Here is a 25,538-nt window from a genome sequence, read left to right as displayed (position 1 = left end):
CTCTCCATGGACACCCGCAGGATCACCGTCCTCTCGGCCGGCCTCAGCCAGCCGTCCTCGACCCGGCTGCTCGCCGACCGCCTGGCCGACGCCGCCGAGTCCTCCCTCACCGAGCAGGGCTTCGCCGTCGAGCGGAGCGTCGTGGAGCTGCGCGACCTCGCGCACGACGTCACGAACAACCTCCTCACCGGCTTCGCGAGCCCCGCTCTGCAGACCGCGCTCGACGCGGTCACCGGCGCCGACGGCCTGATCGCCGTGACGCCGATCTTCACCACCAGCTACAGCGGGCTCTTCAAGTCGTTCGTCGACGTGCTCGACACGGAGGCGCTGCGCGGCCTGCCCGTGCTGCTGGCGGCCACGGGCGGGTCCCCCCGCCACTCCCTGGCCGTCGACTACGCGATGCGCCCGCTCTTCACCTACCTGCACGCGGCGCCCCTCGCGACCACCGTGTTCGCGGCGACGGACGACTGGGGCGGCGCGACCGAGGACGGACGGGCACTGCCCTCGCGCATCGAGCGCGCCGGACGCGAGCTGGCCGATCAAGCCGCCCGCTCCTCCCGCTCGGGCTCCGCGCCCGACCCGTGGGCGCTCGACGGCTCGTTCGAGGGGATGCTCGGCCGCCGCGGCTGAACGCCCGCCGCGCGGATCGGCCGCTCCTCTCATGGATCGGCCGATCCGTCCAGCCGCGATTCCCGCGGCCCTGCCGGAATAGCCTGCCCCCGGGAGCCTGCCGCTGGCCCCCGGAAGGAGGCCGTCATGGGCCTGACCAGCAAGGGGCTCCCCGCGGGGGCTCTCGACCTCTCGCAGCTCGGACGCGCGGTCCTCGACCGCCGCCGCTTCCTCGGAGCGCTCGGCGTCGCCGCCTCCGTCCCGGTCCTCTCCGGCTGCGGCTTCGCCCCCGCGGGCCCCGCAGCGAGCGCCGGCAGCGACACCCTCACCTTCACCACCTGGGGCACCGACGCCGAGCTGGCCGGCTTCCAGCGCGCGATCGACGCGTTCCAGACGGCGAACGCCGGCGCCACCGTGACCCTCAACGCGGTCCCGTACGAGCAGATGTTCACCAACATCGACGCGCAGCTGCAGGCGGGGAACCCGCCGGACGTCTTCCGGGTCCCGTACTACACGTTCGGCAGCTACGCCGGCCGCGACCAGCTCCTGGACCTGTCGGGCTTCCTCGACTCCGACGTCGCCGAGCGGTTCACCGATCCGGCCTGGGCCGCGGTGCAGAGCGGCGGGAGCCCCTTCGGCGTCCCCCACCACACCGACACCTCGCTGATCCTCTACAACACGCAGGTGCTGGCCGACGCGGGCGTCACCTCCTTCCCCTCCTCGCCCGAGGAGGCGTGGACCTGGGAGGAGTTCACCGAGGTCGGGCGGAAGCTGCGCGCCTCGCTCCCCGCCGAGCGCTACCCCTTCGCCTACAACTGGCAGGGCAACGGCGTCACGCGCTGGCTCAGCCTGCTCTTCCAGGCCGACGGCCGCTTCCTCACCGAGGACCTGTCCGGGCCCGCGATCGACTCCGCCGCCGGCCGCGCCGCGATCGACTTCAGCCGCAGCTTCTTCACCGACGGCCTCGTGCCGCCGAGCAGCTCCGTGCAGGCGACCACCTACGCCAGCGACCTCTGGTACTCGCAGACCACCGCGATGACCTTCGCCGGCGCGTTCCTCATCCCCGACGCCGACTCCACCCTCGACTTCGAGTGGGGCGCCACCTACTCCCCGCGCAACGTGCGCGGAGGCGGCGACTTCGGCGGCAACGCCCTCGTCGCGACCAAGGCCGCGAAGAACCCGGAGCTGGCCGCCTCCTTCCTCGCGTTCGTGACGGAGGAGGAGGCGATGCGCGACTTCTGCGCCGGCGCCTCCCTCCTCCCCACCCGTCGCGACCTCACGGAGTCGGGCATCGAGTTCGCCGTGCGCCCCGAGCTCGCCGAGGTGTTCCTCGGCCAGGCGGGCACCGTCCAGGCGTCCGACTCGGCGCAGGTCGCCTCGCCCGACATGGCCGCGATCATCACGGTGCTCAAGGAGCAGCTGGAGCAGGCCTTCGTCGGCGGGCGCAGCACCGAGGACACCATCGCCGGCCTCACCTCCGGCATCGCGGCCGCGACGCAGTGAGCCGGTCGGTCCTCGCGCCGGAGGCGGTGACCGCCCGCCCCCGGCGCACCTCCCGCGCCCCCGCCCGCGAGACGGCTGCCGCCTACGCGTTCCTCGCGCCGAACCTGCTGATGCTCGGCCTGTTCGTGTTCGTCCCCCTGGGCGGCGCGTTCCTGATCGGCTTCCAGCGCACGAACGGCTTCGGCGACGGCGTCTTCGTCGGACTCGACAACTACGCGCGGCTGCTCGGCGACGGCCTCTTCTGGCGCTCGACGTTGAACACGGCGCTGTTCACCCTGATCGTGACCCCGCTCTCGATGGCGCTGGGCCTCGGCGCGGCGGTGCTGATGAACTCGGTGCTGCCCGCGCGGCCGGTGTTCCGCAGCATCCTCATCCTGCCGATGGCGGTCTCCGGAGTGGCGACGGCGCTGATGGGCGTGCTGATCTTCGACGAGAACAGCGGCGTGCTCGACGGCATGCTCCAGACGATCGGCCTCCCCCGCATCGCCTGGCAGTCCGGCGGAGCGGCGGCCTTCGCCTCCGTGGTGCTCGTCACCCTGTGGTGGCGCACCGGCTTCAACATGCTGATCTACCTGGCGGGGCTGCAGGGGGTGAACCCGGCGCTCTACGAGGCGGCCCGGCTCGACGGAGCGAACGCGTGGCAGCAGTTCCGCCACGTGACGCTGCCGCTGGTCGGCCCGTCGTCGTTCTTCCTGCTCATCCTCAACGTCATCTACTCGTTCCAGGTGTTCGACATCGTCTTCGTGCTCACCGGCGGCGGACCGCAGAACGCGACCTCGGTGCTCGTGACCTACGCCTACGACACCGGATTCGTCACCCGCGACCAGGGCTACGCCGCGGCCATCGGCATCGTGCTGCTGATCCTGACCATGATCTTCACCGCGGTGCAGTGGCGCACCAACCGCTCGAGGGACCTCGTCGAATGATCCGCACGTCGCGCACCTCGCGCCTGCTCCGCCTCGCCCTAGCCCTCGCCGTCTCGGTGGTCATCGTCTTCCCTCTGTACTGGATGGTCGTCGTCGCGTTCTCCTCGCGGTCCGAGCTGCTCGGCGGCACCCTCCGCCTCTGGCCGCGCGAGCTGACGCTGGTGAACTTCGAGCGCGTGTTCTCGTCGTTCCCCGTGGCGACCTGGTTCGGCAACTCCCTCGCGATCAGCCTGGTCACCGCCCTGATCACCGTGACGATCAACCTGCTCGGCGGCTACGCCTTCGCGCAGCTGCGGTTCCGCGGATCCGGAGTGCTCTTCCTCCTGGCCCTGTCGACGCTCACCCTGCCCGTGCAGGTGATCATGGTGGCGCTGTTCCGGCTCGTCACCGACCTCGGCCTCTACGGGAGCTACTGGGCGGTGATCCTGCCGACGGCGGCCTCGGCGTTCGGGCTGTTCCTGGCGCGGCAGTTCATCCTCGCGATCCCGCGGGACCTGATCGAGGCGGCCCGGATCGACGGCGCCGGGCACTTCCGCGTGTTCACGGCCATCGTCCTCCCCCTCTCGAAGCCGCTCATCGCCGTGCTCTTCTTCATGTCGCTGCTCGGCTCCTGGAACGACTTCGCCTGGCCGCTCATCGCCCTGAAGGAGAACGCGCTGTTCACGCTCCCGATCGGGCTGCTCTTCCTCCAGGGGCAGTTCGGCAGCGACTACGGAGCGACCATGGCGTTCGCCCTGGTGAACGTCGTGCCGATGGTGGTGCTGTTCCTGGTGTTCCAGCGCTACTTCGTGCAGGGCTTCGCGCGCAGCGGCCTCCGCTGACCTCGCGGCGGGGGGGTGCGGATCGGTGCGCTGAGCGGCCATTCGTCCCCCCGTCCGGGGCCGGGAGTGTCAATCCCCCCGTTCCGCCGACCCGGCCGGCGCCGCCCCGCGGTACCGTCGTCGCAGGCGCCCACCTCGTGCGCTCCGGAGCGCACCGTTCGAGCGGAAGGCGGGATCGCCATGAGTACCGTCGCCGCGAACGCCGCCCAGCAGAAGGTGGCCGGCCGCTACTACCTGATCGAGCGCATCGGCTCCGGCGGGATGGGCTCGGTCTACCGGGCCCGCGACGAGACCGTGCAGCGCGAGGTCGCCGTGAAGGTGTTCCGCGCGGAGGCCTCGAACCCCGAGGACGTGGCCCGCCAGGAGCGCGAGGTGCGGATGCTGAGCTCCTTCGCCCACCCGGGCATCGTCAACCTCTTCGACGCGGGGCTGCACAACTTCGGCGGCGAGGTCCGCCGCTACGTCGTGATGGAGCTCGTCGCCGACCCCACGATGGAGGCGCGGCTCGAGTCCGGCCCCCTCCCGGCGGCGGAGGTCGCTGCGATCGGCACGCAGCTCGCCGAGGCCCTGGCCTACCTGCACGAGCGCGGCGTCGTGCACCGCGACGTGAAGCCCGCGAACATCCTGGTCAGCGAGGTCGCCTCCAGCGGCTACGCCCGCACCGCCAAGCTCACCGACTTCGGCGTGGCCCACTTCATGGACGGCTCCCGCCTGACCAGCGACGGCGTCGTGATCGGCACCGCGAGCTTCGTCAGCCCGGAGCAGGTCGCGGGCGAGCCGATCAGCGGAGCGAGCGACGTCTTCTCCCTCGGCCTGGTCCTCCTCGAGGCGATCACCGGTCACCGGGAGTACTCGGGCACCGTCCTCGAGGCGGCGATCGCCCGCCTCCACCGCAGCCCCTCCGTGCCCGACACCCTGCCGGCGGAGTGGCGGGCGCTGCTGACCTCGATGACGCAGAGGGACCCGGAGAAGCGGCCGACCGCCGACGACGTCGCGCACCGGCTCCGCGGCGGGATGACGACGGGCTCGGCTTCGGGCGCGCCGACCGCCTCGGACTCGCGCGCGGCACGGATCCGGCGCTCCGTGATCATCGGCTCGAGCGTGGTCGGCGTCGGCGCGATCGCGGCACTGTCGTGGATGCTCGGAGCGCTCGTCGGTCGCTGACCGTTCGGACGCGGGTCCCTAGGCCTCGCCCGGGAACGCGGGACGGAGCACGATCCGCGTCCAGGCGCCCACGTAGATCCGATCGCCCTCCTCGACCTCGCGGCGCTGACCGGCGGCGATCGGCGACTGCGGGAGCGGCGCCCCGGCCGGGGCGAGGTACGTGCCGTTCGCCGACTGCAGATCCTCGACCCACCAGCGGTAGCCGTCGGTGCTCAGCTGGCAGTGGCGCCGCGAGACACCGGAGTCGGAGCCGCAGTCCACCTGCGGCGAGATGCCGCGGGAGACGGACGGGCGTCCGACGAGCAGGGTGCGCTCGCGGAGGACGACGGTCGCGGGCGGGCCGGGCGAGGGCATCGGGTCGTCGGCGCGCTGCTCGGCGTACCACTCCGGGTCGACCCAGAGCTCGGCGATCCACGGGCGGTCCGGGTCCGCGGAGGCGGTGGCGGGGCGGGCGGAGCCGGTGGCCGGCGCGGACGCGGACTCCTCCTCCGACGCTGAGGCCCCGGGTGCCGCGTCGGGGACTGCGGCCTCGGGTGCAGGGGCCTCCGGGATCACCTCGGTCGGCGGAGCGGCGGGCGGCACGGTCGCGACGGGGGTGTCGAAGCCGGCCTCCTGCTCCGGGACCAGCTCGGTCGGAGCCGCGGGATCGGCCTGCGGCGCGGGCGCCTCGCCCAGGTGCTGGGCCGGGTCCCCCGACGGCGTCGCGGAGCCGCCGACCTCGCCCGGAGCGCGGACGGCGCCGGAGGAGGTGAACGGATCGGCCTCGGGGAGGGAGCCGGTCGTGAAGTCGTAGCCGCAGTTCTCGCAGAACAGGGCGCCGGGCTCGTTCGGGAACGAGCAGTGCGGGCAGACCGAGGGTCCGGTCGGGATCGCGGTGGTCGGCGCGGCGGGAGCGGGCGACGGGGCCGCAGCGGCACCGATGGGCGCCCCGCAGACGTCGCAGTAGTCGCCGGACTGCGAGGTGTGCCCCTCGGGGCAGCGGAAGCTCACTTGCGCACCCGCGTGGTCTTGGTCGACGCGGTGTCCAGCGCCATCTCGTCGAGGCGGTCCACGCCCCGCTTGAGCCGCACGGTGCCCTCGTTCGGGTCGTCGATCTCGACGACCTTCCGCAGCTTCGCGGTCGCCTCGTCGTTCCCGGTGACGGAGGCGAGCTGCACCGCCCGCCCGAGCTTGACCGTGGCGGTCGCCTCGTCGCCCCGCGCCTTGGCTGCGAGCCCGTCCTGGATCGCCGAGGCGAGCTCGGTCTGGCCGGTGTAGTGGGCGACGGCGGGGTCGATGCGGGCGGTCAGGGCGGAGTCGTCCGTCCAGCGCGCCTTCACCAGGGCGGAGGCGACCACCTCGTCGCGCACGCTGAGCTGCACCCGCGCGGCGAGCTGCTCCGAGCCGACCGGCTTCGACGCGACCCGGACCGCCACGTGGTACTCCCGCGACTCGTCGCCCCAGGCGCCGGTCGGGTAGGCGCCGGTGAGCGGGTTCACGGCGTTCCGCCGGGAGCTGAGGTCCTCGAGGTTCGGAGCGACCTGGCGGACGAAGAGCAGCTGCGCGCCCTGCGGAGTCCAGACGCGGAGCTCGCCGTTGGCGACTCCCCGGCCCATCGACGCCCGCATCAGCGACTCGAAGTCGGCCGCCATGTCGGCCGGGTTCGCGATCAGGCCCACGGTGCCCAGCAGGGCGCTCGCGATGGTGCGCGCCTCCTCGACGATCCAGCGGGAGCCGACGCCGCGCACGTCGCACTGGAAGTCGCCCGACGCCGCGCGGATCGCCGCGTCCAGCTGCATCCGCGACTCGTGCTCGTTCTTGCCGTCGGTGAGGAGGATCGCGTGCCTCTGCGTCGCCTCCGGCACGGTCGCGAACAGCTGGCGGGCGAGGGTCAGCCAGGTGCCCATCGCGGTGCCGCCGTCGGCCTGGAGGTAGCCGATCGCCTCCTTCGCCGCGGCTCGCGCCCCCGGCTCCATCCGCACCATCGAGACGGTGGCGTTGGGGTACGGGAAGGCGCGGTCGGCGCGCTCGGATCCGGCCACGACGGCGAAGAAGGTGCCGTCCAGGATCTGGTCGACGGCCACGGCGGCGGCGCGCTTGGCGGCCGTCATGTTCTCGCCGGTCATCGATCCGGAGCAGTCCACGATGATGATCTCGGCCGCGGCCCCGTCGGACCCGGCGACCCCCGTGCCGGACGCGGTCACCGTGACGATGGCGTGCACGTCTGTGGCGCCGTCCGAGAGGAACTCGTTCTGGAAAACACTCGCGCTGAACTCCGCCATTCCGGCAGTTTACGGGGACGCCCGGCCCGAGCGGCCCTCCATCGCCGAGGATCGGCCGGGCATCGCGGCCGGACGCCTGCACGACAGCTGTCGGGGCGGGCGGAGGCGGGTCGAGCGCCGCCGGAGCGCCCCCGTCAAGCCCGCCGCGACCGGACGCCGCCGGTGCCAGGGTGGAGCCGTGCCTCCCTGGACCCTCGCCCTCGCCAGCGGCGCCATCGGCGGCGCCACCCTCCTGATCGGCGCCGCGCTCGCCTGGTTCGTGCGCGTGCCCCCGAAGCTCACCGCCGCGATCTCCGCCTTCGGAGCAGGGGTGCTGATCTCGGCGCTCGCCTACGAGCTCGTGCAGGAGGCGGCGGACGACGGAGGACTGCTCCCGACGATCCTCGGCACGCTCGCGGGAGCCGTCGTCTTCGTCGGCGCGGACGCGCTGCTCACCCGCGCCGGCGCGGGGAACCGCAAGAGCGCGAAGGGGTCGGGCGGAGGAGGAGGCGCGGCCATCGCGGCCGGCGCCCTGATCGACGGGGTCCCCGAATCGATCGTGCTCGGCCTCTCGGTCGCCCAGGGCGGCGCGGGAGCGGCGATCAGCGTGCCCATCGTCGCCGCGGTCGCGATCTCGAACCTCCCCGAGGGCCTGTCCTCGACGGTCGGCATGAAAGCCGACGGCCGCTCCGCCCGCTACGTCTTCACCGTCTGGGGCGGGATCGCCGCGATCTCGGCCGCCGCGGCGCTGGTCGGCTTCCTGGTCTTCGCCACCGCACCGGGCGCGGTCGTGGCCTTCGTGACGACCGTCGCCGCCGGCGCGATCCTCGCCATGATCTCGAACACGATGATCCCCGAGGCGTTCGACCGCGACGACGTGCTCACCGGGCTGTACGCGGTGCTCGGGTTCGTGACGGCGTTCGCCTTGCACAGTGCTGGTTAGGACGCCGCTCCCCGCGCGGCGTCCCGCAGTCGGCTCGAGCGCATGGCCGGGTCCCGAGGAGCGGGTCGCGCACGGCGACGCGGATCCGCTGGAACGCGGATCCCCGGATACGCCTCGCGACGGCGCCCCCCGCGCGGCGTCCCGCAGTCGGCTCCAGCGCGGGGACGGGTCGCGAGGAGCGGGACGCGCACGGCGACGCGGATTCGCTGGAACGCGGATCCCCGAATACGCCTCGCGATGACGCCGCTGGTTAGGACGCCGCTCCCCGCGCGGCGTCCCGCAGTCGGCTCGAGCGCGCGGCCGGGTCCCGAGGAGCGGGTCGCGCACGGCGACGCGGATCCGCTGGAACGCGGATCCCCGGATACGCCTCGCGAGGACGCCGCTCCCCGCGCGGCGTCCCGCAGTCGGCCCGAGCGCGCGGCCGGGTCTCGAGGAGCGGGATGCGCACGGCGACGGGGATCCGCTGGAACGCGGATCCCCGGATACGCCTCGCGAGGACGCCGCTCCCCGCGCGGCGTCCCGCAGTCGGCTCCAGCGCGGGGCCGGGTCCCGAGGAGCGGGTCGCGCACGGCGACGCGGATCCGCTGGAAGGCGGATCCCCGGATACGCCTCGCGAGGACGCCGCCGCCTGCGGCACGGAGTGCGGTCAGCCGCTGAAGGCGGTGAGGGCGTCGTCGAGGATGCCGAGGCCGCGGGCGACCTCGGCGGGGGTGATGACGGCCGGCGGGACCACGTGGATCCGGTTGTCGGCGGTGAAGGGCAGGAGGCCGCGAGACAGCAGGTCGGCCTTGAGGCGGGCGACGGAGGCCGCCGGCAGCGGGGTGCGCGCGGCCCGATCGGTGACCAGCTCCAGAGCCCAGAACACTCCGGAGCCCCGGACCTCGCCGATCAGGTCGTGCTTCGCCTCGAGAGCCGCCAGGCCGGGGGCCAGGTGCTCCGAGCCGATGGTGCGCGCGTTGTCGACGATCCCCTCCTCCTCCATCGCCTCGAGCGTCGCGACGACGCTGGCAGCGGCGAGCGGGTGGCCCGAGTAGGTGAGACCGCCGGGGAAGACGCGCTCGTCGAAGTGGTGGGCGATCGGATCCGAGATGACGACGCCGCCGATCGGGACGTAGCCGGAGTTGACGCCCTTCGCGAAGGTGATCAGATCGGGGCGCACGTCGAAGGCGTCGAAGGCGAACCACTCCCCCGTGCGGCCGAAGCCCGCCATGACCTCGTCGAGGATCAGCTGGATGCCGTACCGGTCGGCGATCTCGCGGACACCCGCGAGGTAGCCGGGCGGCGGGGTGAGCACGCCGGCGGTGCCGGGGATGGTCTCGAGGAGGAACGCGGCGATCGACTCCGGCCCCTCCGCCTGCACGACGCGCTCGAGGTGGTGGAGGGCGCGCTCGCACTCCTGCTCGAGGCTCTCGGCCCAGAACTCGCTGCGGTACAGGTAGGGCCCGAAGGCGTGCACGTGCCCGCGGGAGTACTCGTTCGGGATGCGGCGCCAGTCGCCGGTCGAGACGATCGCCGCTCCCGTGTTGCCGTGGTACGAGCGGTACAGCGAGACGACCTTGTCGCGGCCGGTGAACAGCCGCGCCATGCGGATCGCGTTCTCGTTCGCGTCCGCGCCGCCGTTGGTGAAGAAGACCTTCTCCATGCCCTCGGGCGCCCGCTCGGTGATCAGGCGGGCCGCCTCGGCGCGGGTCTCGTTCGCGTAGGCGGGGCCGACCGTGGTGAGGACGCCCGCCTGCTCCTGGATGGCGGCGACGACCTTCGGGTGCTGGTAGCCGATGGTGACGTTCACGAGCTGGCTCGAGAAGTCGAGGTAGCGGGTGCCGTCGACGTCCCAGACCTCCGCGCCGAGACCGCCTGCGATCGGCAGCGGGTTCAGCGCGCCCTGCGCCGACCAGGAGTGGAACACGCGGGACCGGTCGGCGGCGGTGACCGAGGCGTTGTCGCGGACGGTGGGGGCGGTCGAGGACGTCATGCTCCCCATCGTGCCGCGCGCGCCTCGGAAGCGGGCGTGCGGATCCGTCGATCCGCGGACCCTACGATGGACGGAACGTCGAAGGGAGCCGCGCATGCCCGCGACCGTCCGCGATCTGCTGGCCGAACCGGCCTTCCGCCTCCGCGTGCTCGCCGGCGTCCACGACGAGGCCGACCTCGACGCCCCTCTGGTGTGGGCGCACTCCTCGGACCTCGTCGATCCGACGCCCTGGCTCGAGTCGGGCCAGCTGCTGCTGACCGACGGCGTCCACTTCACCGGGCACGACAGCGCCGAGTTCTCGGAGGAGTACGTCGCCCGGCTGCGCGGCCGCGGCATCCGCGCGCTCGGCTTCGCCACCCGCATCGTGCACGACGAGGTGCCCGCCGCTCTCGTCACGGCGTGCGAGCGCCAGGGCCTGCCGCTGCTGGAGGTGGCGGACCTGACTCCGTTCATGGGGATCATCCGCTTCGTCGCCGACGTGATCTCGCGGGAGCAGCGTGAGCGGCTGGAGTGGTCGCTCGAGGCGCAGCGGCGGGTCGCCCGCGCGGCGCTGCGGCCGGACGGGCTCGCGGCGATCCTCACCGAGCTGGAGCGGCAGCTGGACTGCTGGGTCGCCCTCTACGACGCCGCCGGGCAGAGGGTGCACCTGCCCACCCGGCTCGACGTGCCGGCGGAGGAGGCGGTCGCCGCGGCCGCGAGGCACGCGCTGACCCGCGGCAGCCGAGCGGGACTCCGGCTCGACGACGGCGGCGGGGTGACGCTGCAGACGATCGGGCGCCGCGACCACCTGCGCGGGGTGCTCGCCGTGGGCACCGGCACGCCCCTGGACCCGGCGGGCAGCGACCTCGTCGCGAGCGTCATCGCGCTGGCGAGCATCGCGCTGGAGCAGCGGCGCGCGCTGGACTCCTCCCGTCGGCAGCTGCGCTCCGGACTGCTCGAGCTGCTGGCCGCGGGAGCCTTCGACGTCGCCGAGAGCACCGCACGGCGCCTGGGGAGCCCGCTGCCCGCCGAGCCCGTGCGGGTGGTCGTGCTGAGCGCGCCCGTGCACGGCGACTCGCTCCTCGACGAGCTGGAGGTCGTGGCGGAGGAGGACGGCGCGCGCCTGTTCTTCGCCGAGAGGGACGGCTCGCTCGTCGCCGTCGCCGCCGCCGACGGACTCGAGCCGCTGACCGCCGTGCTGGAGCGGCACGGCGCGAGCGCCGGCGCCTCCGTCCCGATCGGCTGGTCGGACCTGGACCGGGGCCTCGAGGAGGCGCGGCGCGCCGCCGAGCGGACGGGAGACGGGACGGTGGTCCGCTTCGAGGACGTCGCCGCCGAGGGGATGATCGGGCTTCTCGCCGCCGCCGGAGCAGCACCGCTCGCCCGCCGGATGCTCTCACCGCTGCTGACCCCCGAGGGAGCCGTGCTGCTCGAGAGCGCCCGCGTCTGGCTCCGCCGCAACGGCGCCTGGGAGCCCGCCGCCCGCGACCTCGGCGTGCACCGTCACACCCTCCGCAACCGCATCACCGCCGTCGAGCGCGCCCTCGGCCTCGACCTCGACGACGTCTCCGCCCGCACCGAGCTCTGGACGGCGCTGCGGCTGCACTCATAGCCGATCTCCTCCTGCGTCGTCGATCGGCCGCGGTCGGCCGGGGAGGGTGGTCGCGCTGGGAAGAGCGGGTCGCGTACCGCGCACGACGATCCGCTCACACGCGGATCGACGGTTGCGCGGTGCTGGAAAGCCTCTCTCCTCCTGCGTCGTCGATCGGCCGCGGTCGGCCTCAGAACGCGGGAACGATGGGAAGAGCGGGTCGCGTACCGCGCACGACGATCCGCTCACACGCGGATCGACGGTTGCACTCAGCCGTCCCGGTGAGCCTCTCCCGTCGACCGAGCGCGTCCCGCCGGCGCGGAGCGCAACCGGCGATCCGCGTTCCAGCGGATCGTCGTGCGCGGAACGTTCGACGCCCTCGAGAACGGAACCACCCTCCCACGCCGACTGCGGGCGATCGACGACGAAGGAGGAGAGAGGCTCACCAGCGCCGCGACTGCGGGCGATCGACGACGCCAGGAGGAGAGAGCCTCACGAGCGCCGCGGAGCGCAACCGGCGATCCGCGTCTCAGCGGATCGACGTGCGCGGAACGCAGGACGCCCTGCAGAACGCGCCCACCCTCCCCGGCCGACTGCGGGCGATCGACGACGCCAGGAGGAGAGAGCCTATGAATGCTGCGGGAACCCGAGGTTGATGCCGCCGTGGGCGGGGTCGAGCCAGCGGCTGGTGATGGCCTTCTGCTGGGTGAAGAAGCGGACGCCTTCGGCTCCGTGGGCCTTGGTGTCGCCGAAGAGGGACGCCTTCCAGCCGCCGAAGGAGAACGTGGCGACGGGGACGGGGATGGGGACGTTGATGCCGATCATGCCGACCTCGACCTCGTTCTGGAAGCGACGGGCCGCTCCTCCGTCGTTGGTGAAGATGGCCGTGCCGTTGCCGAACGCGCCGTTGTTGATCAGCGCGACGCCCTCCTCGTAGGAGGCGACGCGGACGATGGAGAGCACCGGTCCGAAGATCTCCTCCGTGTAGGCGCGGGAGGTGGTGGGGACCTTGTCGATCAGGGTCGGGCCCAGCCAGAAGCCGTTCGCGTCGCCGTCCACCTCGATTCCGCGCCCGTCGATCACGACCTCCGCGCCGTCCTCCTCCGCGATCGCGATGTAGGAGGCGACCTTGTCGCGGTGCGCCTCGGTGATCAGCGGACCCATGTCGCAGCCGCGGCGTCCGTCGCCGATGCGCAGGGTCGCGGCCCGCTCCTGGATCCTGGTGATGAGCTCGTCGGCGACGGGCTCCACCGCGACGACGACCGAGATCGCCATGCACCGCTCGCCCGCCGAGCCGAAGCCGGCGTTGATGGCGGAGTCGGCGACGAGGTCGAGGTCCGCGTCGGGGAGCACCAGCATGTGGTTCTTCGCCCCGCCCAGCGCCTGCACCCGCTTGCCGTGCTTCGTGCCCGTCTCGTAGACGTACTGCGCGATCAGGGTCGACCCGACGAACGAGATCGAGCGGACGTCGGGGTGCTCGAGCAGCCCGTCGACGGCCTGCTTGTCGCCGTTGAGCACCGTGTAGACGCCGTCGGGGAGGCCGGCCTCCTTCCAGAGGGCGCCGAGCCAGATCGCCGGGGACGGGTCCTTCTCGGAGGGCTTCACCACGACGGTGTTGCCGGCGGCGATGGCGATGGGGAAGAACCACATCGGCACCATCGCAGGGAAGTTGAAGGGGGAGATGATCCCGACCACGCCCAGCGGCTGCTTGATCGAGTAGACGTCGACGCCGGTGGAGACCTGCTCCGAGTACTCGCCCTTGAGGTGGTGCGCGAGACCCGTCGCGAACTCCACGACCTCCTGCCCGCGAGTGATCTCGCCCAGCGCGTCCGAGACGACCTTGCCGTGCTCCGACGTGATCAGCTCGGCGAGCTCCTGCTTCTTCGCCTCGAGGAGCTCGCGGAAGCGGAAGACGATCTGCTGCCGCTTCGCGAGCGACGTGTCGCGCCAGGCGGGGAACGCGGCCTTCGCGGAGGCGACGGCGGCGTCCACCTCGGCGGAGTCGGCGAGCGCGACCTCCTTGGTCGCGACTCCCAGCGCCGGGTCGTAGACGGGAGCGGTGCGGCCGGACGAGGAGGCCGAGGGAGCCCCGTCGATCCAGTGGCCGACGACGGACAAAGCGGTGGCGGGCTCGGCGATGCTCATGGCGACGACTGTAGGGGCGTGACCACGGCCGCGGGGGTGCCGATCCGTCCAGCGGTGGAGGGGTGGTCTGGACGGATCGGCGCGCTCAGTCGGCGGGACGGGTGGCGTCGGGCGAGGGCGTCGCCGAATCGGGGCTCGAGGCGGCGGGGTCGGCCGCGCTCGGGTCCGCAGCGCCGGGGTCGGCCGCGCTCGGGCCCGCAGCGCCGGGATCCGCAGCGCCGAGGTCGGCGGCGCCGGCGCCGGCAGCATCCGGCTCCGCAGCGTCCGGCTCCGCACCGTCGGGATCGGCCCCGGAGTCGGCGGCATCCTGCTCGGCTGTACCGGTCTCCTCACCGTTCACCTCGGCAGCGGACGCTGCAGCCGCTGCCTCCGCCGCACCCGCCGGGTCGAACCGCGCCAGCGCCGCCGTGATGTTGTCGTGCCCGCCGCGCTCGTTCGCCCAGGCGACCAGCGCCTCCGCGAGCGTGACCGGATCGGCGCCCGCCCGCTCCTGCGCCTCGCGCAGCACGCGCGCGAGGTCCTCGGCGGCGGACGCGTAGTTCCACAGCCCGTCGGAGCAGACCAGAACCCAGCCCGGCTCGGTCAGCTCCTCGGAGGCGACCCGCGGCTCCTCGTCGTGTGCGTCGGCGCCGAGCCAGCGGGTGATGGCGTGAGCGTCGGGCGCCGTCTCGGCCTGCTCCCGCGGCACTCCCGAGGCGATCTGCTCCTGCGCCCACGAATCGTCGACCGTGAGCTGCCGCGGCTCGCCCGCGTCCGGCATCCAGTAGCTGCGGCTGTCGCCCACGTTGCCCGTGACGAGCAGCGCGCCGTCCAGCACCGCCGCGGTGAAGGTGCACGAGGGCGGATTCGACCGCTTCTCGGGCACGGCCGCGTCGATCGCTCCGGAGGCGCGCGCGGTGGCCATCTGCAGCAGCGCGCGCCAGCGGTCCGCTCCCGCGCTCTCCCCGCCGACCTCGGCCTGCAGCGCGCTGAGTGCCGCACGGGCCGCGGCGAGCGACGCCTTGTCGGAGTCGGGGGTCGAGGAGACCCCGTCGCAGACCACCAGCAGCGCCGTCCTCAGAGAGCCATCGGCGCCGGTGGTCGCCCCGAGCGCCATCGCGTCCTCGTTGGCCGGGTGCCGGAGCCCGCGGTCGCAGACGCCGCCGACCAGCGGGTGCGGCGCTTCAGCCCAGTGCTCGCGCTCGGTCGGAGCGGGGCGTCCGCACTGCTCGCAGTAGCCGTCCTCGGCGACCGCTCCCCCGCAGTAGACGCAGGCGGCGGATCCTCCGACGGCGACGGGCGGAGCGGAGGGGGTGGCCGCGACGATCAGCGGCGTCCCGCAGGCCTCGCAGAACGCGTCGCCCGTCGTGACCGGCTCGCCGCAGTTCGGGCAGGGAGTCGACAGCGCGCCGCTCATGTCAGCGTCCAGCGTCGGACCTCGTTGGCCCGGTCGACGAGGCGCAGGCGCTCGTCGCGCTCACGAGTGGAGGCGGCGAGCGCGCGGTAGGAGGCCTCGAGGCCGTCGCGGATGGCGGCCTCGTTCGCCTCGACTCCGCCGAGGGTCGCTCCCTCGGCCGGGCCGTCGCGCCGCACCAGCTCGAGAGCGGAGGCGAGGACCTGGGTCGTGAGCTCGAGGCGGGTCCGCTGGTCGATCGACACGGAGTCGACGCTCGCGAGGGCGGCCGAGAGCGCGGGCAGCCCGCGGCCCGACTCCGCCAGCAGCTCCGCCCGGCGGCGGCGCGCGTCGGAGTAGGAGGAGCGCGTGGGCGCGACGATGTCGAGCGCGTCGAGCGCCCCGTCGAGGTCGGAGCGCAGATGCCGCACCCGGGCGAGACCGAAGGCGGCGGGTGCCGTGTAGTTCGCGTCGGCGCGGGCGCAGATCACGTAGAGGGACTCGGCGACCTCGGGCTCACCGCTCGCCTCGCACGCCGCGGCGAGCGCGAGCTTCGGGGCGAGCTCGCCGGGGACCTGCCCGTAGACGGTGTTGAAGGAGGCGCGGGCCCCGATGTCGTCGCCGCGCGCGAGCTGCGCGAGACCGCTCATCCAGACCGCCCGCCACTCCCACGGGTCCTCCGTGAGGATCTCGCCCGTCGCGCGGGCCGCCTCCTCCCAGCGCTGCGCCTCGATCGCCGCCCGGGCGCGGGCGAGCCGCACCTCGACCGTCACGGTGGGCGCGAGCGCGAGAGCGCGCAGGCGCACGATCGGGTCGGCGACGTTCACGCCCGCGAGCCACGACCGGGCGGGATCGGACTCGTCGCGGCGGAGCGCCGGCAGCGCGTCCCACGGCGGGACGCGGTCGACCACGTCGGCCACGGGCGCCTCGAACAGGGCCGACTCCGTCGAGTGCAGCGCGGGGTGTCCGGGACCGCGGTCGGTCGCGACGACCTCGCGCAGCACCCCGAGCAGCTGGCCGCGCATCTCGTCCACCGTGGCGAAGCGGTCCTGCGGGTCGGGAGCGCACGCCTTCGCGATCAGGCGGTAGAAGGAGTCGTAGCGCTGGAACAGCGGCGTCTCCGACACGGGCGGCAGCGAGGCGACGAAGGTCGTCTGGTTGCCGCGGAAGTCGAGCACCAGCGAGGCCAGCGTGCGGCCGATCGTGTAGACGTCGGAGGCGACCGAGGGACCGAGGTCGGCGACCTCCGGAGCCTGGTAGCCGACGGTGCCGTAGATGGCGGAGTCCTCGTCGTCGATCCGGCGCACTCCGCCGAGGTCGATCAGCTTGACCTGGTCGCCCACCTGGATCATGTTGTCCGGCTTGAAGTCGCAGTAGAGCAGGCCGTGGTCGTGCAGGTAGGCGAAGGCGGGCATGACCTCGAGCACGAAGGCGAGCGCCTGGTCCACCGGCAGCGGATCCGCGGCGCCGCCGTTGGCGTCCAGCCGCTCCTTCAGGATCTGCTTGAGGCTCGGCCCGCCGACGTACTCCATCACGATGTAGCCGGCGCCGTCGTGCAGGACGAAGTTGTAGATCTCGACGATCAGCGGGTGCTCGACCTCGGCCAGGAACCGGCGCTCGGTGACGGCCGCCGCGTACGCATCGGGGTCGCCGGAGTTGAGCAGGCCCTTGAGCACCACCCAGCGCCCCGAGACGTTCCGGTCGCGCGCGAGGTAGATCCAGCCGAGGCCGCCGTAGGCCAGGCAGCCGACGACCTCGTACTGGCCGCCGACGACGTCGCCCTTCACCAGCTGCGGAGTGAACGAGAACGGCGTGCGGCAGTTGGGGCAGAACCCCTCGGTGCGGCCGGGCCGACCGTCGCGCCCGCGGCCGACGGCCGTGCCGCAGTGCGAGCAGAAGCGCTTGCGCTCGGGGAGGACCGCCTCGGTCATCAGAGCGGCCATCGGGTCGGCGGCCGGGCGGGACGGGACGGTGGTGAGCCCGGCGCCGAGCCTCGGGCCGCGCAGTCGGGTCGAGGTGGTGCCGACGCGGCGGGTGACCTTCGAGCCGGTCTGCGCCGTGCGGGCGGAGCCGAGGGCGGCGGTGGCGAGGCGGGCGGAGGAGGTGCGCGTGCTGCGCGCGGTGGCCGACTCCTCCGCGGGCCCGGGTGCCGTGGCGCCGGGGGTGCCCTCGACGAAGCCGGTGCCGAAGGCGGCGGAGGCGGTGGCCGGCGGGGAGGCCGGAGCGGCGCGGCGCGCGGTCGGCGTGGAGGCGGCGGCGCCCTCCTCGGGCGGGAGGCCGCAGACGTTGCAGTAGCCGTCCTCGATCGTCCCGGTGCAGCCGGGAGTCGCGGTGCAGGGGGCGCCGTTCATAAAGTGGCCTTCCGGTGGTGCGCGGGGTCGGGGTGCGGGAGGTCGCGGGTGACGACGTCGTACTGCTCGACCAGGTGGCGGGCGAGCGGGACGGAGCAGGGCACCGTGTCGAGGGCTGCGCGCACCTCCTCCTCGGCCGCGACGCCGACGGCGGTGGCAGCGCGGCCGTTGCCCTCGGCACGCTCCCGCAGCGCCCGGAGGCGGAAGCCGAGGGCGGCCCGTTCGCGCAGCGGCGAGGTGTAGGCGGCCTCGACCGCGTCGAACGCGCGGCCGACGGCGGTGAGCCGGGCGAGGTGTGCGTCGAGCGCCTCGCGGTCGGACGGAGGATCGCCCAGCCGGGAGACATCGGGCACGGCCAGCCGCGGCGGGTCGGCGATCTCGCGGCGGCAGCGGGCCACGAGCTCGCGCAGCGGCGCCTCGCGGCGCTCGGCCGCCTCCGCCAGCTCGAGCGCCCGACGGCGGTCGCGCTCGAGTCCGCGCCGCTCGGACGCGGCGATGATCAGGTCGCGCTCGAGCCGGGCGGAGTCGCTCTCGAGCTGGCCGAGCGGCCCCGTCACGTCGGCTCCCCGGCCCGCCCGCTCGGCGAGCGCGTCGAGGCGGGACCGCAGCACGGCGACCCGCTCCGCCCGCTCGCGGTCGACCGTGCCGCCGCCGTCACGGGTGAGGTCGCGGCAGCGCTCGATCTCGGCGCGCACCCCCACGATCCGTCCGGCGACGTCGGTGCCGCTGGGGTCGAGCTCGAGCCGGGAGCGCAGCTGGCCGACGACCGCGTCGCAGAGGCGCACCGCCTCCACCAGCGAGACCGCGCCGCTCCCGGAGGCGTCGAGACGGCCCCAGATCAGCTGCGACATCCGCTCGCGCGCTACGACGTCGACGCGGCCGGAGTCCCAGACCGCCTCGAGCTCGGCGAGGCGCCGGGTGACGGACTCGCGGAGCGACTGGGCGAGCACCACGTCGGCCGTGTAGTTCTCGGCCTGCGGCGACGCCAGCGCGGCGGCGTCCAGCCGCGAGAGCTCGCGCGTGGTCCGCTGGAGCCAGCGGGTGAGAGCGGCGAGGTACTCGAAGAGCTCGCGCTGCGGCGCGGCCTCCCCGAGCCGGCCCGGAGCGACGGGGGTCCCCTCCGCGAGACCGGTGCTCATCGGCCGTACACCGGGGCCGGCGGCGAGGCCTCGCCGAGGACCCCGAGCCAGCGCTCGTAGATGCTCTGCCAGCGGCCGTCGCTGCGGATGCTCTCGAGCGAGGCGTTGACGAAGCGCACGAAGTCGGGGTCGTCGGCGGGCAGGCCGAGGCCGTAGGGCTCCGAGCTCAGGGCGTCGCCGACGACCTTCGCGTACGGATCCTGCGCCACGAAGCCCGCGAGGATCGTGTCGTCGCCCGCGATGGCGTCGACCTCGCCGGCCTGGAAGAGGGCGAGGCACTGCGAGTGCGTGGCGGCCTCGACGGCCTCGACCTCCGGGTAGTCGTTCTGCAGGCGGCTGAGCGTCGTGGTGCCGCTGGGCGCGCAGACCCTCTCGCCGCCGAGGTCGCCGATGCCCGTGATCGGGACGCCGTCGGGGTCGTCGGAGACGAGCACCTTGAGGCCGGCGTCGTAGTACTCGGACGAGAAGGCGATCGAGCTCCAGCGATCGCAGGTCATCGTGAGGGTGCGGGCCACCATGTCGACCTGCGGGGCGCCGTCGCCGCCGGTGAGCGCGGGGAGGCGCTGAGCGGAGGTGATCACGACGTAGTCGATGGAGTCGCTGCCGAGGATCGCCCGGGCGACCTCGCGGGCGATGTCGACGTCGAAGCCCTCGATCGCCCCCGTGATCGGGTTGCGGGCGCTCATCAGGAGGGTGTCGGCCGAGACGCCGACGCGCAGGGTCCCGCGCCCGCGGATCTCCGCGAGCCTGGTGCTGTCGGTCACGCCGGTCGGCGCGTAGGAGGTGACCGCCGAGGGCGAGCAGTCCGCCGCGGCCGGAGCGGCGGGAGCGGACGCGCTCGCCGTCGGAGTCGGGGTCGCCGCGGCGAGGGGCGTGCCGAGGTCGTCCGCCCCCGTCGTGCAGCCGGTGAGGGCGAGAGCCGCGGCGGTGGCCAGGGCGAGGGCGGCGGCGCGCAGGCGGTTCATCGGTACTCCTCCAGTCGCTGGGCGATGCCTCGCCAGGCGAACACGGCTCCGGCGAGACCGGCCGCCAGCAGGATCCACGAGACGAGGGTCGCGAACTCCGCGCCTCGATCGAGCGTGGTGGCGGCGGCCAGTGCCTTCTCCTGCACCACGTCGCGGGCGTCGTCGGAGAAGGTGGTGAAGAGCTCGTTCGGCGTGCCGTTCCCGGTGATCGTGGCGACGCGGACGGCCTGGTCCCAGTTCCCGGCGTCGTCCGCCTGCCGGATCTCCTCGTGGAACGACTGCCACTGCCCGAACTCGTCGACGAGCCGTGTCCTCGCCAGCTCGTCCTGCAGGTCGCCCGACAGCTTCTCCCGGGCGGAGTCGACTGCCTGGGTGTAGCGCTCCTCGAGGGCGGCGCCGGAGCCGCGCTTGATCAGCGTGAAGCTCTCGAGCGACTTGGCGTCGCTCGCGGCGATGAGCGCGTTCGACACGGTGAGCGCCTCGCGGTAGGACTCGACCCGCGCCGTCCCCGCGTCCGCCGCGACCGATCCGTAGGCGAGCGCCCCGCCGACGCCGACGACCAGCAGGAGGGCGGTCCCCGTGGCGAGAGGGCGGTTGAGGTAGCGGTGCGTGCGGCGGGCGAGCCAGAGCTGCGCCGCCAGGAGGAGGACCAGCATCACGAGCGAGCCGATCATGAGCAGGACGCTCCAGCGGACGGCGTCGTAGGCGGCCGCGACCCGGTCGGCACCGGAGTCGACGAGCCCGTCGAGGTCCTCGAGGATGCCGCCGTCTCCCGAGAGGGCCGTCGACGCCTGGTCGAGATACGCCGAGGCGACGGGGAAGCCCTGCCGGTTGTTGGCCCGCGCCTGCTCGATCAGCCCGCTGTAGGTCGTGATGCTGCTGGCGACCCGGGCGAGGGCCCGGGTGTCCGCCGAGTCGGCGGCCGAGAGTCCGGCGATCGCGGAGGCGGCGCCGGTGAGGCTCGAGACGTACGACGCCCGCAGCTCGGTCGGCTCCAGTCCGCCGACGAGGAAGGTGTTGGCCGCGATCGCGTTGGCGTCCACCAGCAGCGTGCGGACGTTCTGCACGCCGAGCAGCTGCGCCGACTGCTCCCGGGCCGTGGTCGCGGCGCGCGCCTGCATCGCTCCTGCCTGCTGCGCGAACACGCCGAACAGCACGGCCGCCAGCGCCGTCAGGGCGAGCAGGAGGCGCAGGGTGGCCGGAGTGGTCGCGGTCGCGCGGGCCAGCAGCGACGGCTTCCGCTGCGCCGGCCGGTTGGCGACCTGGACGAGGGGCGGCTCGGGGATCCTCTGCGCGGGCGGCGCGGCGGGTGCGGTGCTCAACGGCTCTCCTCCTCGGGGTCGTCGGTGACGGGGACGGCCGTGCCGCTCGGGGCGGCGTCCGCCTGCCCGATTTCCTCCTCAGAGCCCGCGACCGAGCCCTCGTCGTCCTCGCCGTCCCCGTCCGGGCTGCTCGAGGCTTCGGGACTCTCCACCACGTCCTCGGGGAGCAGGATGCGCAGCTCGTCGAGCGTCGGCTCCTCCACGCCGCGGAGGCGCCAGGCGTGCCGGGCGATCGCCGCGTCGAGGACGTTGCGGACCCAGCGCCCGTTGCCGAACGCCTCCGTGCGCTGCTGCGCCGAGGCGAGGCCCGCGAACGCGGCGAGCGCCTCCTCCGTCGGCTCGAAGTCCGCGGAGGCGGTGAGGCGGCCGAAGATCGCCGAGAGCTCGTCGTCGGAGTAGTCGGCGAAGTCGATCGTGGTCGAGAAGCGGCTGGCGAGTCCCGGGTTCGTGTCGAGGAAGCCCTGCATCGGCCCGGAGTAGCCGGCGACGATCACGACGAGGTCGCCGCGGTGGTCCTCCATGTCCTTCACGAGGGTGGTGACCGCCTCCGCGCCGTACTGGTCGAGCGCGAGCGCGTAGGCCTCGTCGATGAAGAGGACGCCGCCGCGAGCGGAGGCGATCACCTCCGCGGTCTTCGTCGCGGTCTGCCCGAGGTAGCCGGCCACCAGCTCCGATCGGTCGACCTCGACGAGCACGCCCTTCGAGAGGATGCCGAGCGAGCGGTAGATCCGCGAGACCAGCCGCGCCACCGTCGTCTTGCCCGTGCCGGGGTTCCCCGTGAAGACGAGGTGGCGGGTGAGCGTGGGCGTGCTGAGACCGGCGGCCTGGCGCAGGGTGTCGATCCGGAGCAGCTGCGTCTGGCGCTTGATCTCGCTCTTCACCCGGTCGAGGCCGATCAGCGCGTCGAGCTCGGCGAGCAGGTCGTCGATGGACTCCGGCGGGTCGAGCGGCTCCGGCTCGGAGGCGGGCTCCGCGGCGGGAGCGGCGGCGGGCGCCGGCTCGTCCTGCGGACCGTCGTGCTCGGTCCGGCGGAGGCGCTCGAGGATCTCGTCGACCCCGGGCACGCCGGCGGGCAGACCGGTCGGCAGGTCGGCGCTCGCGGCACCGTCCGGCGTCCGGCCGGTCGTGTGCGGCGCTCCCCCGCTCGTCGTCGGAGCGGCGCCCCGAGCACCCGGGACGGCGGAGAGCTGGGCCGCGGCGGTCGCGGAGGCGGAGGCGATGCCGCCGATGCCCGGGTCGCCGAGAGCGCTGGCCGCCGAGACGACCTCGGTCAGGGCGCGGGCGTAGGCCGAGGCGTGGTGCGAGCCCGCGCCGACCAGGGCGGCCAGCTGATCGGTCGGCCCCGACCGCCAGCGCCGGCCGCTCGAGGCGGCGGTGAAGAACGCCTCCAGACCGCCCGTCGCGCCGGTCGCGGCGAGCCAGTCCTGTCCGGCGCCGCGGATCGACTCGGCGACGGCGGCGGCCAGCCGCGCACCCTCGTCGCGGACGGCCGCGGCGTCGAGGCCGGCGGCCGTCCCCGCGAGCACGAGGGCGTCCAGCGCTGGGGCGAGCGCGGTCACGAGGCGCTCGGCGGGGTCAGCGAGCCGGATCCGGACGGCGCTCCCGGCTGCGGAGGCGCGTCGAGACCGCTCGGGGAGAGCGAGGACTCCGTGAACTTCTCGGCCAGGAACTGCCCGTGCGCGATCAGCGCCGAGGCGTCCTGCCGCGAGACGGCGTCCGAGATGCGGTCGAGCGTGCCTCCGAGGAGGTCGAGCTGGTCGCAGAGGATCATCAGCGAGGTCTTCCCCCTGTGCACGGCGCGGCGGTCGGCGAAGTCCCTCGGCAGGCGGAGGTAGCCCTCCACCGCCTCGGGGAGGTAGCTGGTCGCGGTCGCGACGACGGTGTGGCCCTGACGGCTCATCCCGCCGAGGCGGTCGAGACGGGGCACCATCTCGCGGACCGTCTCGTCGATCCGCTGGATGCGCGCCGCGACGATGCCGGGCACCCGGCCCTCCGTCCGCGCGCCGACCCGGTCGAGCGCCGCGAGGATGTCGTCGCTCGTCGGGACGCTCGGCAGAGCGGGCGCGGTCTCCTCCGGCGCCGCGGGGGCACCCGTGAACAGTCGGGAGAACCAGCCCATCGGCTAGCGGCCGAGATCGAGCGAGGACGTCGCGTCGATGTCCGAGTTGCTGCGGCGGGCCCGCTCGACGTACTCGCCGGCCTTCGCCGTCTCGGTCTGCAGGACTCCGACGGTCTGGGCCATGCTGTCGAGCGCCTTGATCTTGAAGTCCGAGATCGAGTCCATCGTCTGGTAGATGTTCGCGAACGCGGCCTGCAGCTGCGGCAGCCCGACCGTGGCCGAGGCGGCCTGCGACTGGATCGAGGCCGACTGGTCGGCGAGCATGCGCGAGGTGGCCTCGATCATGTTGGACGTCGTGATGTTCAGCGCCGTGATCTGATCGAGCACGAGGCGCTGGTTGGCGAGCGCCTGCGCCACGATGACCGCCGTGCGCAGCGCCGAGACGGTCGTGGTCGTCGCGCGGTCGACGCCCTTGATCAGCTCGACGTTGTTCTTGATGACGACGTCGATCGCGAGGTAGCCCTGGATCGACACGGCCAGCTGGGTCAGCAGGTCCTGGTGCTTCTGGCGCGCGTAGAAGAGGACGTCCTCGCGCAGCGCCTTCGCCCGCTCCGGATCGGTCGCGTCGAGCTCGGCGATCTTCGCCGAGAGCTTCACGTCGAGCCGCTCGGCGACGTAGATGTACTCGTTGAGACGGGTCATCGTCTCCCAGAGGTTCTGCTTCTCGAGATTCAGGGCCGCGTTGTCCTTCCGCAGCTCGTCCTGCCCGTCGTACAGGGCCTGGATGATCGCGTTCAGGTGCGACTGGGCGCTCTCGTAGCGGCGGAAGTAGTCGGTGATCTTGTTGCCGAACGGGATGAAGCCCAGGATCTTCTTCTGCAGGTTGTCCTCGGACGGGTCCAGATCCTCCACCGTGCGGCGCAGCTCGAGCAGCGTCTTGCCGATGGTCGACCCCTCGGAGAGCCCGCCCTCCTGGAGGGCGCGCACGGGCGTGCTCAGCAGCCGGTTCGACGAGTCGGCGGCCGAGCGGATGTCGGCGTCGCCCATCGTGCGGATGTCGTTGGCCCGCGTCGCGAACTCGGGACTGCGGGACTCCGTCGCCAGGAGCGTGTCGAGGTAGCCGTCGACCTTCGCCTCGAGGCCGGGCAGGGCGGCTTCCGGCACCTTCGGCGCGATCGACGGCGCCGAGGTGGTCGGCACCGCCGCCACCGGCTCCGGAGGCGTGAGCGAGAGGGCGTTCTGGACGGGCGGCTGCAGGGCCTCGGTCATCGGGATCCTCACCGTTCCTGGCGCTCGGCGCCGACTGGGATGAACGTCCGCCCAGCATATCCCGGGCCCTCCCGCGGGATCCCCGCGAGCCGCCTCGTCCGAGGACTCGACGCGATCGGGCGGCTGTGGAGGAGCATCCGCCGCCGGTCAGACCGCCTTCGGGCGCCTCCGCAGCGTCGCCACCGCGACTCCGGCCAGGGCGAGCGCGCCTCCGAGCAGCGCGGCGAGCGGCGGGGTCTCGCCCAGGACGAGCCAGGACAGCAGCACGACCACCGCGGGCACCGCGTAGGTGGACGCCGCGGTGCGACCCGCGCTGGAGCGCGCGAGGACGTACCCCCACGTCGTGAAGGCGACGGCAGTCGGGAAGATCCCGAGGTAGACCACGGCCAGGATCGAGGAGAGCGGAGCGGCGGCGAGCGCCTCGACGAGCTCCGGGGCGAAGGGCAGGCACGCGACCGTGCCGGCGAGGCAGCCGAGCCAGGTCATCGTCGGTGCGTCGATCCGTCCCAGCAGGCGCTTCTGAAGGGTCGCCGCGCTGCCGTAGACGACGGCGGCGACCAGGCCGAGGGCGACGCCGATCACGTCGAACTGCCCGGTGGAGGTGGAGAACGCGATCACCGCGACGCCGGTCAGCGCCACGAGCATCCCGGCGAGGAGACGGCGGGGGAACCCCTCCCCCAGCAGCAGCCCGGCGAGCACGGCGGTGATCATCGGCGCGATGTTCACCAGCAGCGCCGCCGTCCCCGCGTCGACGTGCCGCTCCGCAGCGTTCAACGCCAGGTTGTAGACCCCGAACCAGGCGACCCCCCAGCCCAGCACGAGCAGGAGGAGGCGCCCGCGCGGGACCGCCGTGCGCGGATCCGGAGCCGCCTCCGAGCGGCGCCTCCGGGCGGTGAGGACGACGCGCACCACCGTGAGCGCGAGCGACCCCACCACGATGCGGCCGAGGGTCAGCGCGCCCGGGCCGAAGTCCTCCGTCGTGGCGCGGATGCCGACGAAAGCCGACGCCCAGAGCAGGACGGTGACCGCGATCGCGCCCCACAGCAGGAGGGCGTCCCTCGTGGAGGGCGGGGCGGAGGAGGAGACGTCGGTCATGAGGCCATCGTGGCGCTGCCGGGGATTCAGCACCAGTTCCGTTCACTGTCGGATCGTTCAGCCGGACTGTACG

General features: G+C 73.6%; 20 protein-coding genes. 7 read left to right on the top strand and 13 right to left on the bottom strand.

Annotation, left to right across the window (positions count from 1 at the left end; all coding sequences use genetic code 11):
- Nucleotides 1-6: 6 nt before the first annotated feature.
- The 5 genes from C5C44_RS06070 (at nucleotide 7) to C5C44_RS06050 (ending at nucleotide 5,023) form a co-directional block, all read left to right on the top strand.
- A complete protein-coding gene (locus C5C44_RS06070) occupies nucleotides 7-630 on the top strand; it encodes an FMN reductase (RefSeq protein ID WP_104327330.1) in 624 nt (207 codons plus the stop codon).
- 126 nt (nucleotides 631-756) lie between these two features.
- The gene (locus tag C5C44_RS06065; protein ID WP_104246873.1) at nucleotides 757-2,112 is read left to right on the top strand and encodes a sugar ABC transporter substrate-binding protein; all 1,356 of its coding nucleotides are present in this window, start codon (nucleotides 757-759) and stop codon (nucleotides 2,110-2,112) included.
- A gap of 26 nt (nucleotides 2,113-2,138) precedes the next feature.
- Complete coding sequence (locus C5C44_RS06060; protein WP_244229482.1) at nucleotides 2,139-3,038, top strand: carbohydrate ABC transporter permease; 900 nt, start codon at nucleotides 2,139-2,141, stop codon at nucleotides 3,036-3,038.
- Nucleotides 3,035-3,859 (top strand): carbohydrate ABC transporter permease, encoded by an 825-nt coding sequence (locus tag C5C44_RS06055; RefSeq protein WP_104233145.1) that lies wholly within the window; start codon nucleotides 3,035-3,037, stop codon nucleotides 3,857-3,859. The genes C5C44_RS06060 and C5C44_RS06055 overlap by 4 nt, the downstream gene beginning before the upstream one ends.
- Nucleotides 3,860-4,039: 180 nt before the next feature.
- Nucleotides 4,040-5,023, top strand: coding sequence for a serine/threonine-protein kinase (locus tag C5C44_RS06050; RefSeq protein ID WP_104308420.1), 984 nt, complete (start codon nucleotides 4,040-4,042; stop codon nucleotides 5,021-5,023).
- An 18-nt stretch (nucleotides 5,024-5,041) separates the two neighbouring features.
- Here C5C44_RS06050 and C5C44_RS06045 read toward each other — a convergent pair whose 3' ends face one another.
- Together C5C44_RS06045 and C5C44_RS06040 are read right to left on the bottom strand one after the other, a co-directional pair.
- Nucleotides 5,042-6,013: an FHA domain-containing protein gene (locus tag C5C44_RS06045; RefSeq protein WP_104335523.1), complete on the bottom strand. Its 972-nt coding sequence runs from the start codon at nucleotides 6,011-6,013 to the stop codon at nucleotides 5,042-5,044.
- Nucleotides 6,010-7,284, bottom strand: coding sequence for a VWA domain-containing protein (locus C5C44_RS06040; protein ID WP_104223843.1), 1,275 nt, complete (start codon nucleotides 7,282-7,284; stop codon nucleotides 6,010-6,012). The genes C5C44_RS06045 and C5C44_RS06040 overlap by 4 nt, the downstream gene beginning before the upstream one ends.
- A 178-nt stretch (nucleotides 7,285-7,462) precedes the next feature.
- Between C5C44_RS06040 and C5C44_RS06035 the strand changes: the two genes are divergently transcribed.
- Nucleotides 7,463-8,206, top strand: a complete 744-nt coding sequence (locus tag C5C44_RS06035; RefSeq protein ID WP_104223842.1) for a ZIP family metal transporter — start codon at nucleotides 7,463-7,465, stop codon at nucleotides 8,204-8,206.
- 646 nt (nucleotides 8,207-8,852) lie between these two features.
- Here the strand turns inward: C5C44_RS06035 and C5C44_RS06030 are convergent.
- Nucleotides 8,853-10,178: an aspartate aminotransferase family protein gene (locus C5C44_RS06030; RefSeq protein WP_104329391.1), complete on the bottom strand. Its 1,326-nt coding sequence runs from the start codon at nucleotides 10,176-10,178 to the stop codon at nucleotides 8,853-8,855.
- A gap of 94 nt (nucleotides 10,179-10,272) precedes the next feature.
- On the opposite strand from C5C44_RS06030, the gene C5C44_RS06025 reads away from it, so the two are divergent.
- Entirely contained in the window at nucleotides 10,273-11,769 is a 1,497-nt protein-coding gene (locus C5C44_RS06025) for a PucR family transcriptional regulator (protein WP_181132733.1), read from the top strand.
- A gap of 606 nt (nucleotides 11,770-12,375) precedes the next feature.
- On the opposite strand, the gene C5C44_RS06020 is transcribed toward C5C44_RS06025, so the two are convergent.
- The 10 genes from C5C44_RS06020 to C5C44_RS05975 all read right to left on the bottom strand — a co-directional run bounded on the left by C5C44_RS06020 (nucleotide 12,376) and on the right by C5C44_RS05975 (nucleotide 25,465).
- Nucleotides 12,376-13,893: a CoA-acylating methylmalonate-semialdehyde dehydrogenase gene (locus C5C44_RS06020; RefSeq protein WP_104335521.1), complete on the bottom strand. Its 1,518-nt coding sequence runs from the start codon at nucleotides 13,891-13,893 to the stop codon at nucleotides 12,376-12,378.
- Between the two features lie 85 nt (nucleotides 13,894-13,978).
- Nucleotides 13,979-15,289: a PP2C family serine/threonine-protein phosphatase gene (locus C5C44_RS06015; protein ID WP_181132731.1), complete on the bottom strand. Its 1,311-nt coding sequence runs from the start codon at nucleotides 15,287-15,289 to the stop codon at nucleotides 13,979-13,981.
- Nucleotides 15,286-17,616 (bottom strand): serine/threonine-protein kinase, encoded by a 2,331-nt coding sequence (locus C5C44_RS06010; RefSeq protein ID WP_104335520.1) that lies wholly within the window; start codon nucleotides 17,614-17,616, stop codon nucleotides 15,286-15,288. The genes C5C44_RS06015 and C5C44_RS06010 overlap by 4 nt, the downstream gene beginning before the upstream one ends.
- Nucleotides 17,613-18,755 (bottom strand): hypothetical protein, encoded by a 1,143-nt coding sequence (locus tag C5C44_RS06005; RefSeq protein ID WP_104335519.1) that lies wholly within the window; start codon nucleotides 18,753-18,755, stop codon nucleotides 17,613-17,615. Before C5C44_RS06005 ends, C5C44_RS06010 begins: the two co-directional genes overlap by 4 nt.
- The gene (locus C5C44_RS06000; RefSeq protein WP_104249858.1) at nucleotides 18,752-19,720 is read right to left on the bottom strand and encodes a glutamate ABC transporter substrate-binding protein; all 969 of its coding nucleotides are present in this window, start codon (nucleotides 19,718-19,720) and stop codon (nucleotides 18,752-18,754) included. Before C5C44_RS06000 ends, C5C44_RS06005 begins: the two co-directional genes overlap by 4 nt.
- Nucleotides 19,717-21,042: a hypothetical protein gene (locus C5C44_RS05995; RefSeq protein WP_104335518.1), complete on the bottom strand. Its 1,326-nt coding sequence runs from the start codon at nucleotides 21,040-21,042 to the stop codon at nucleotides 19,717-19,719. Before C5C44_RS05995 ends, C5C44_RS06000 begins: the two co-directional genes overlap by 4 nt.
- Nucleotides 21,039-22,601 carry an AAA family ATPase gene (locus C5C44_RS05990; RefSeq protein ID WP_104335517.1) on the bottom strand — a complete coding sequence of 521 codons (1,563 nt, stop codon included), beginning with the start codon at nucleotides 22,599-22,601 and terminating at the stop codon, nucleotides 21,039-21,041. The genes C5C44_RS05995 and C5C44_RS05990 overlap by 4 nt, the downstream gene beginning before the upstream one ends.
- Nucleotides 22,598-23,161 (bottom strand): hypothetical protein, encoded by a 564-nt coding sequence (locus C5C44_RS05985; RefSeq protein ID WP_104226185.1) that lies wholly within the window; start codon nucleotides 23,159-23,161, stop codon nucleotides 22,598-22,600. The genes C5C44_RS05990 and C5C44_RS05985 overlap by 4 nt, the downstream gene beginning before the upstream one ends.
- A gap of 3 nt (nucleotides 23,162-23,164) precedes the next feature.
- Nucleotides 23,165-24,370, bottom strand: coding sequence for a toxic anion resistance protein (locus C5C44_RS05980; protein WP_104335516.1), 1,206 nt, complete (start codon nucleotides 24,368-24,370; stop codon nucleotides 23,165-23,167).
- 147 nt (nucleotides 24,371-24,517) lie between these two features.
- On the bottom strand, nucleotides 24,518-25,465 hold the full coding sequence (locus C5C44_RS05975; protein ID WP_104249861.1) for a DMT family transporter: 948 nt from the start codon (nucleotides 25,463-25,465) through the stop codon (nucleotides 24,518-24,520).
- Nucleotides 25,466-25,538 lie beyond the last annotated feature (73 nt).

This window comes from Rathayibacter sp. AY1F6, from assembly GCF_002932035.1.
In the GTDB taxonomy this organism is placed as follows: Bacteria; Actinomycetota; Actinomycetes; order Actinomycetales; family Microbacteriaceae; genus Rathayibacter.
The sequence above is the reverse complement of the archived record's forward strand: the minus strand, read 5'-3'. Positions and strand labels throughout refer to the sequence as shown.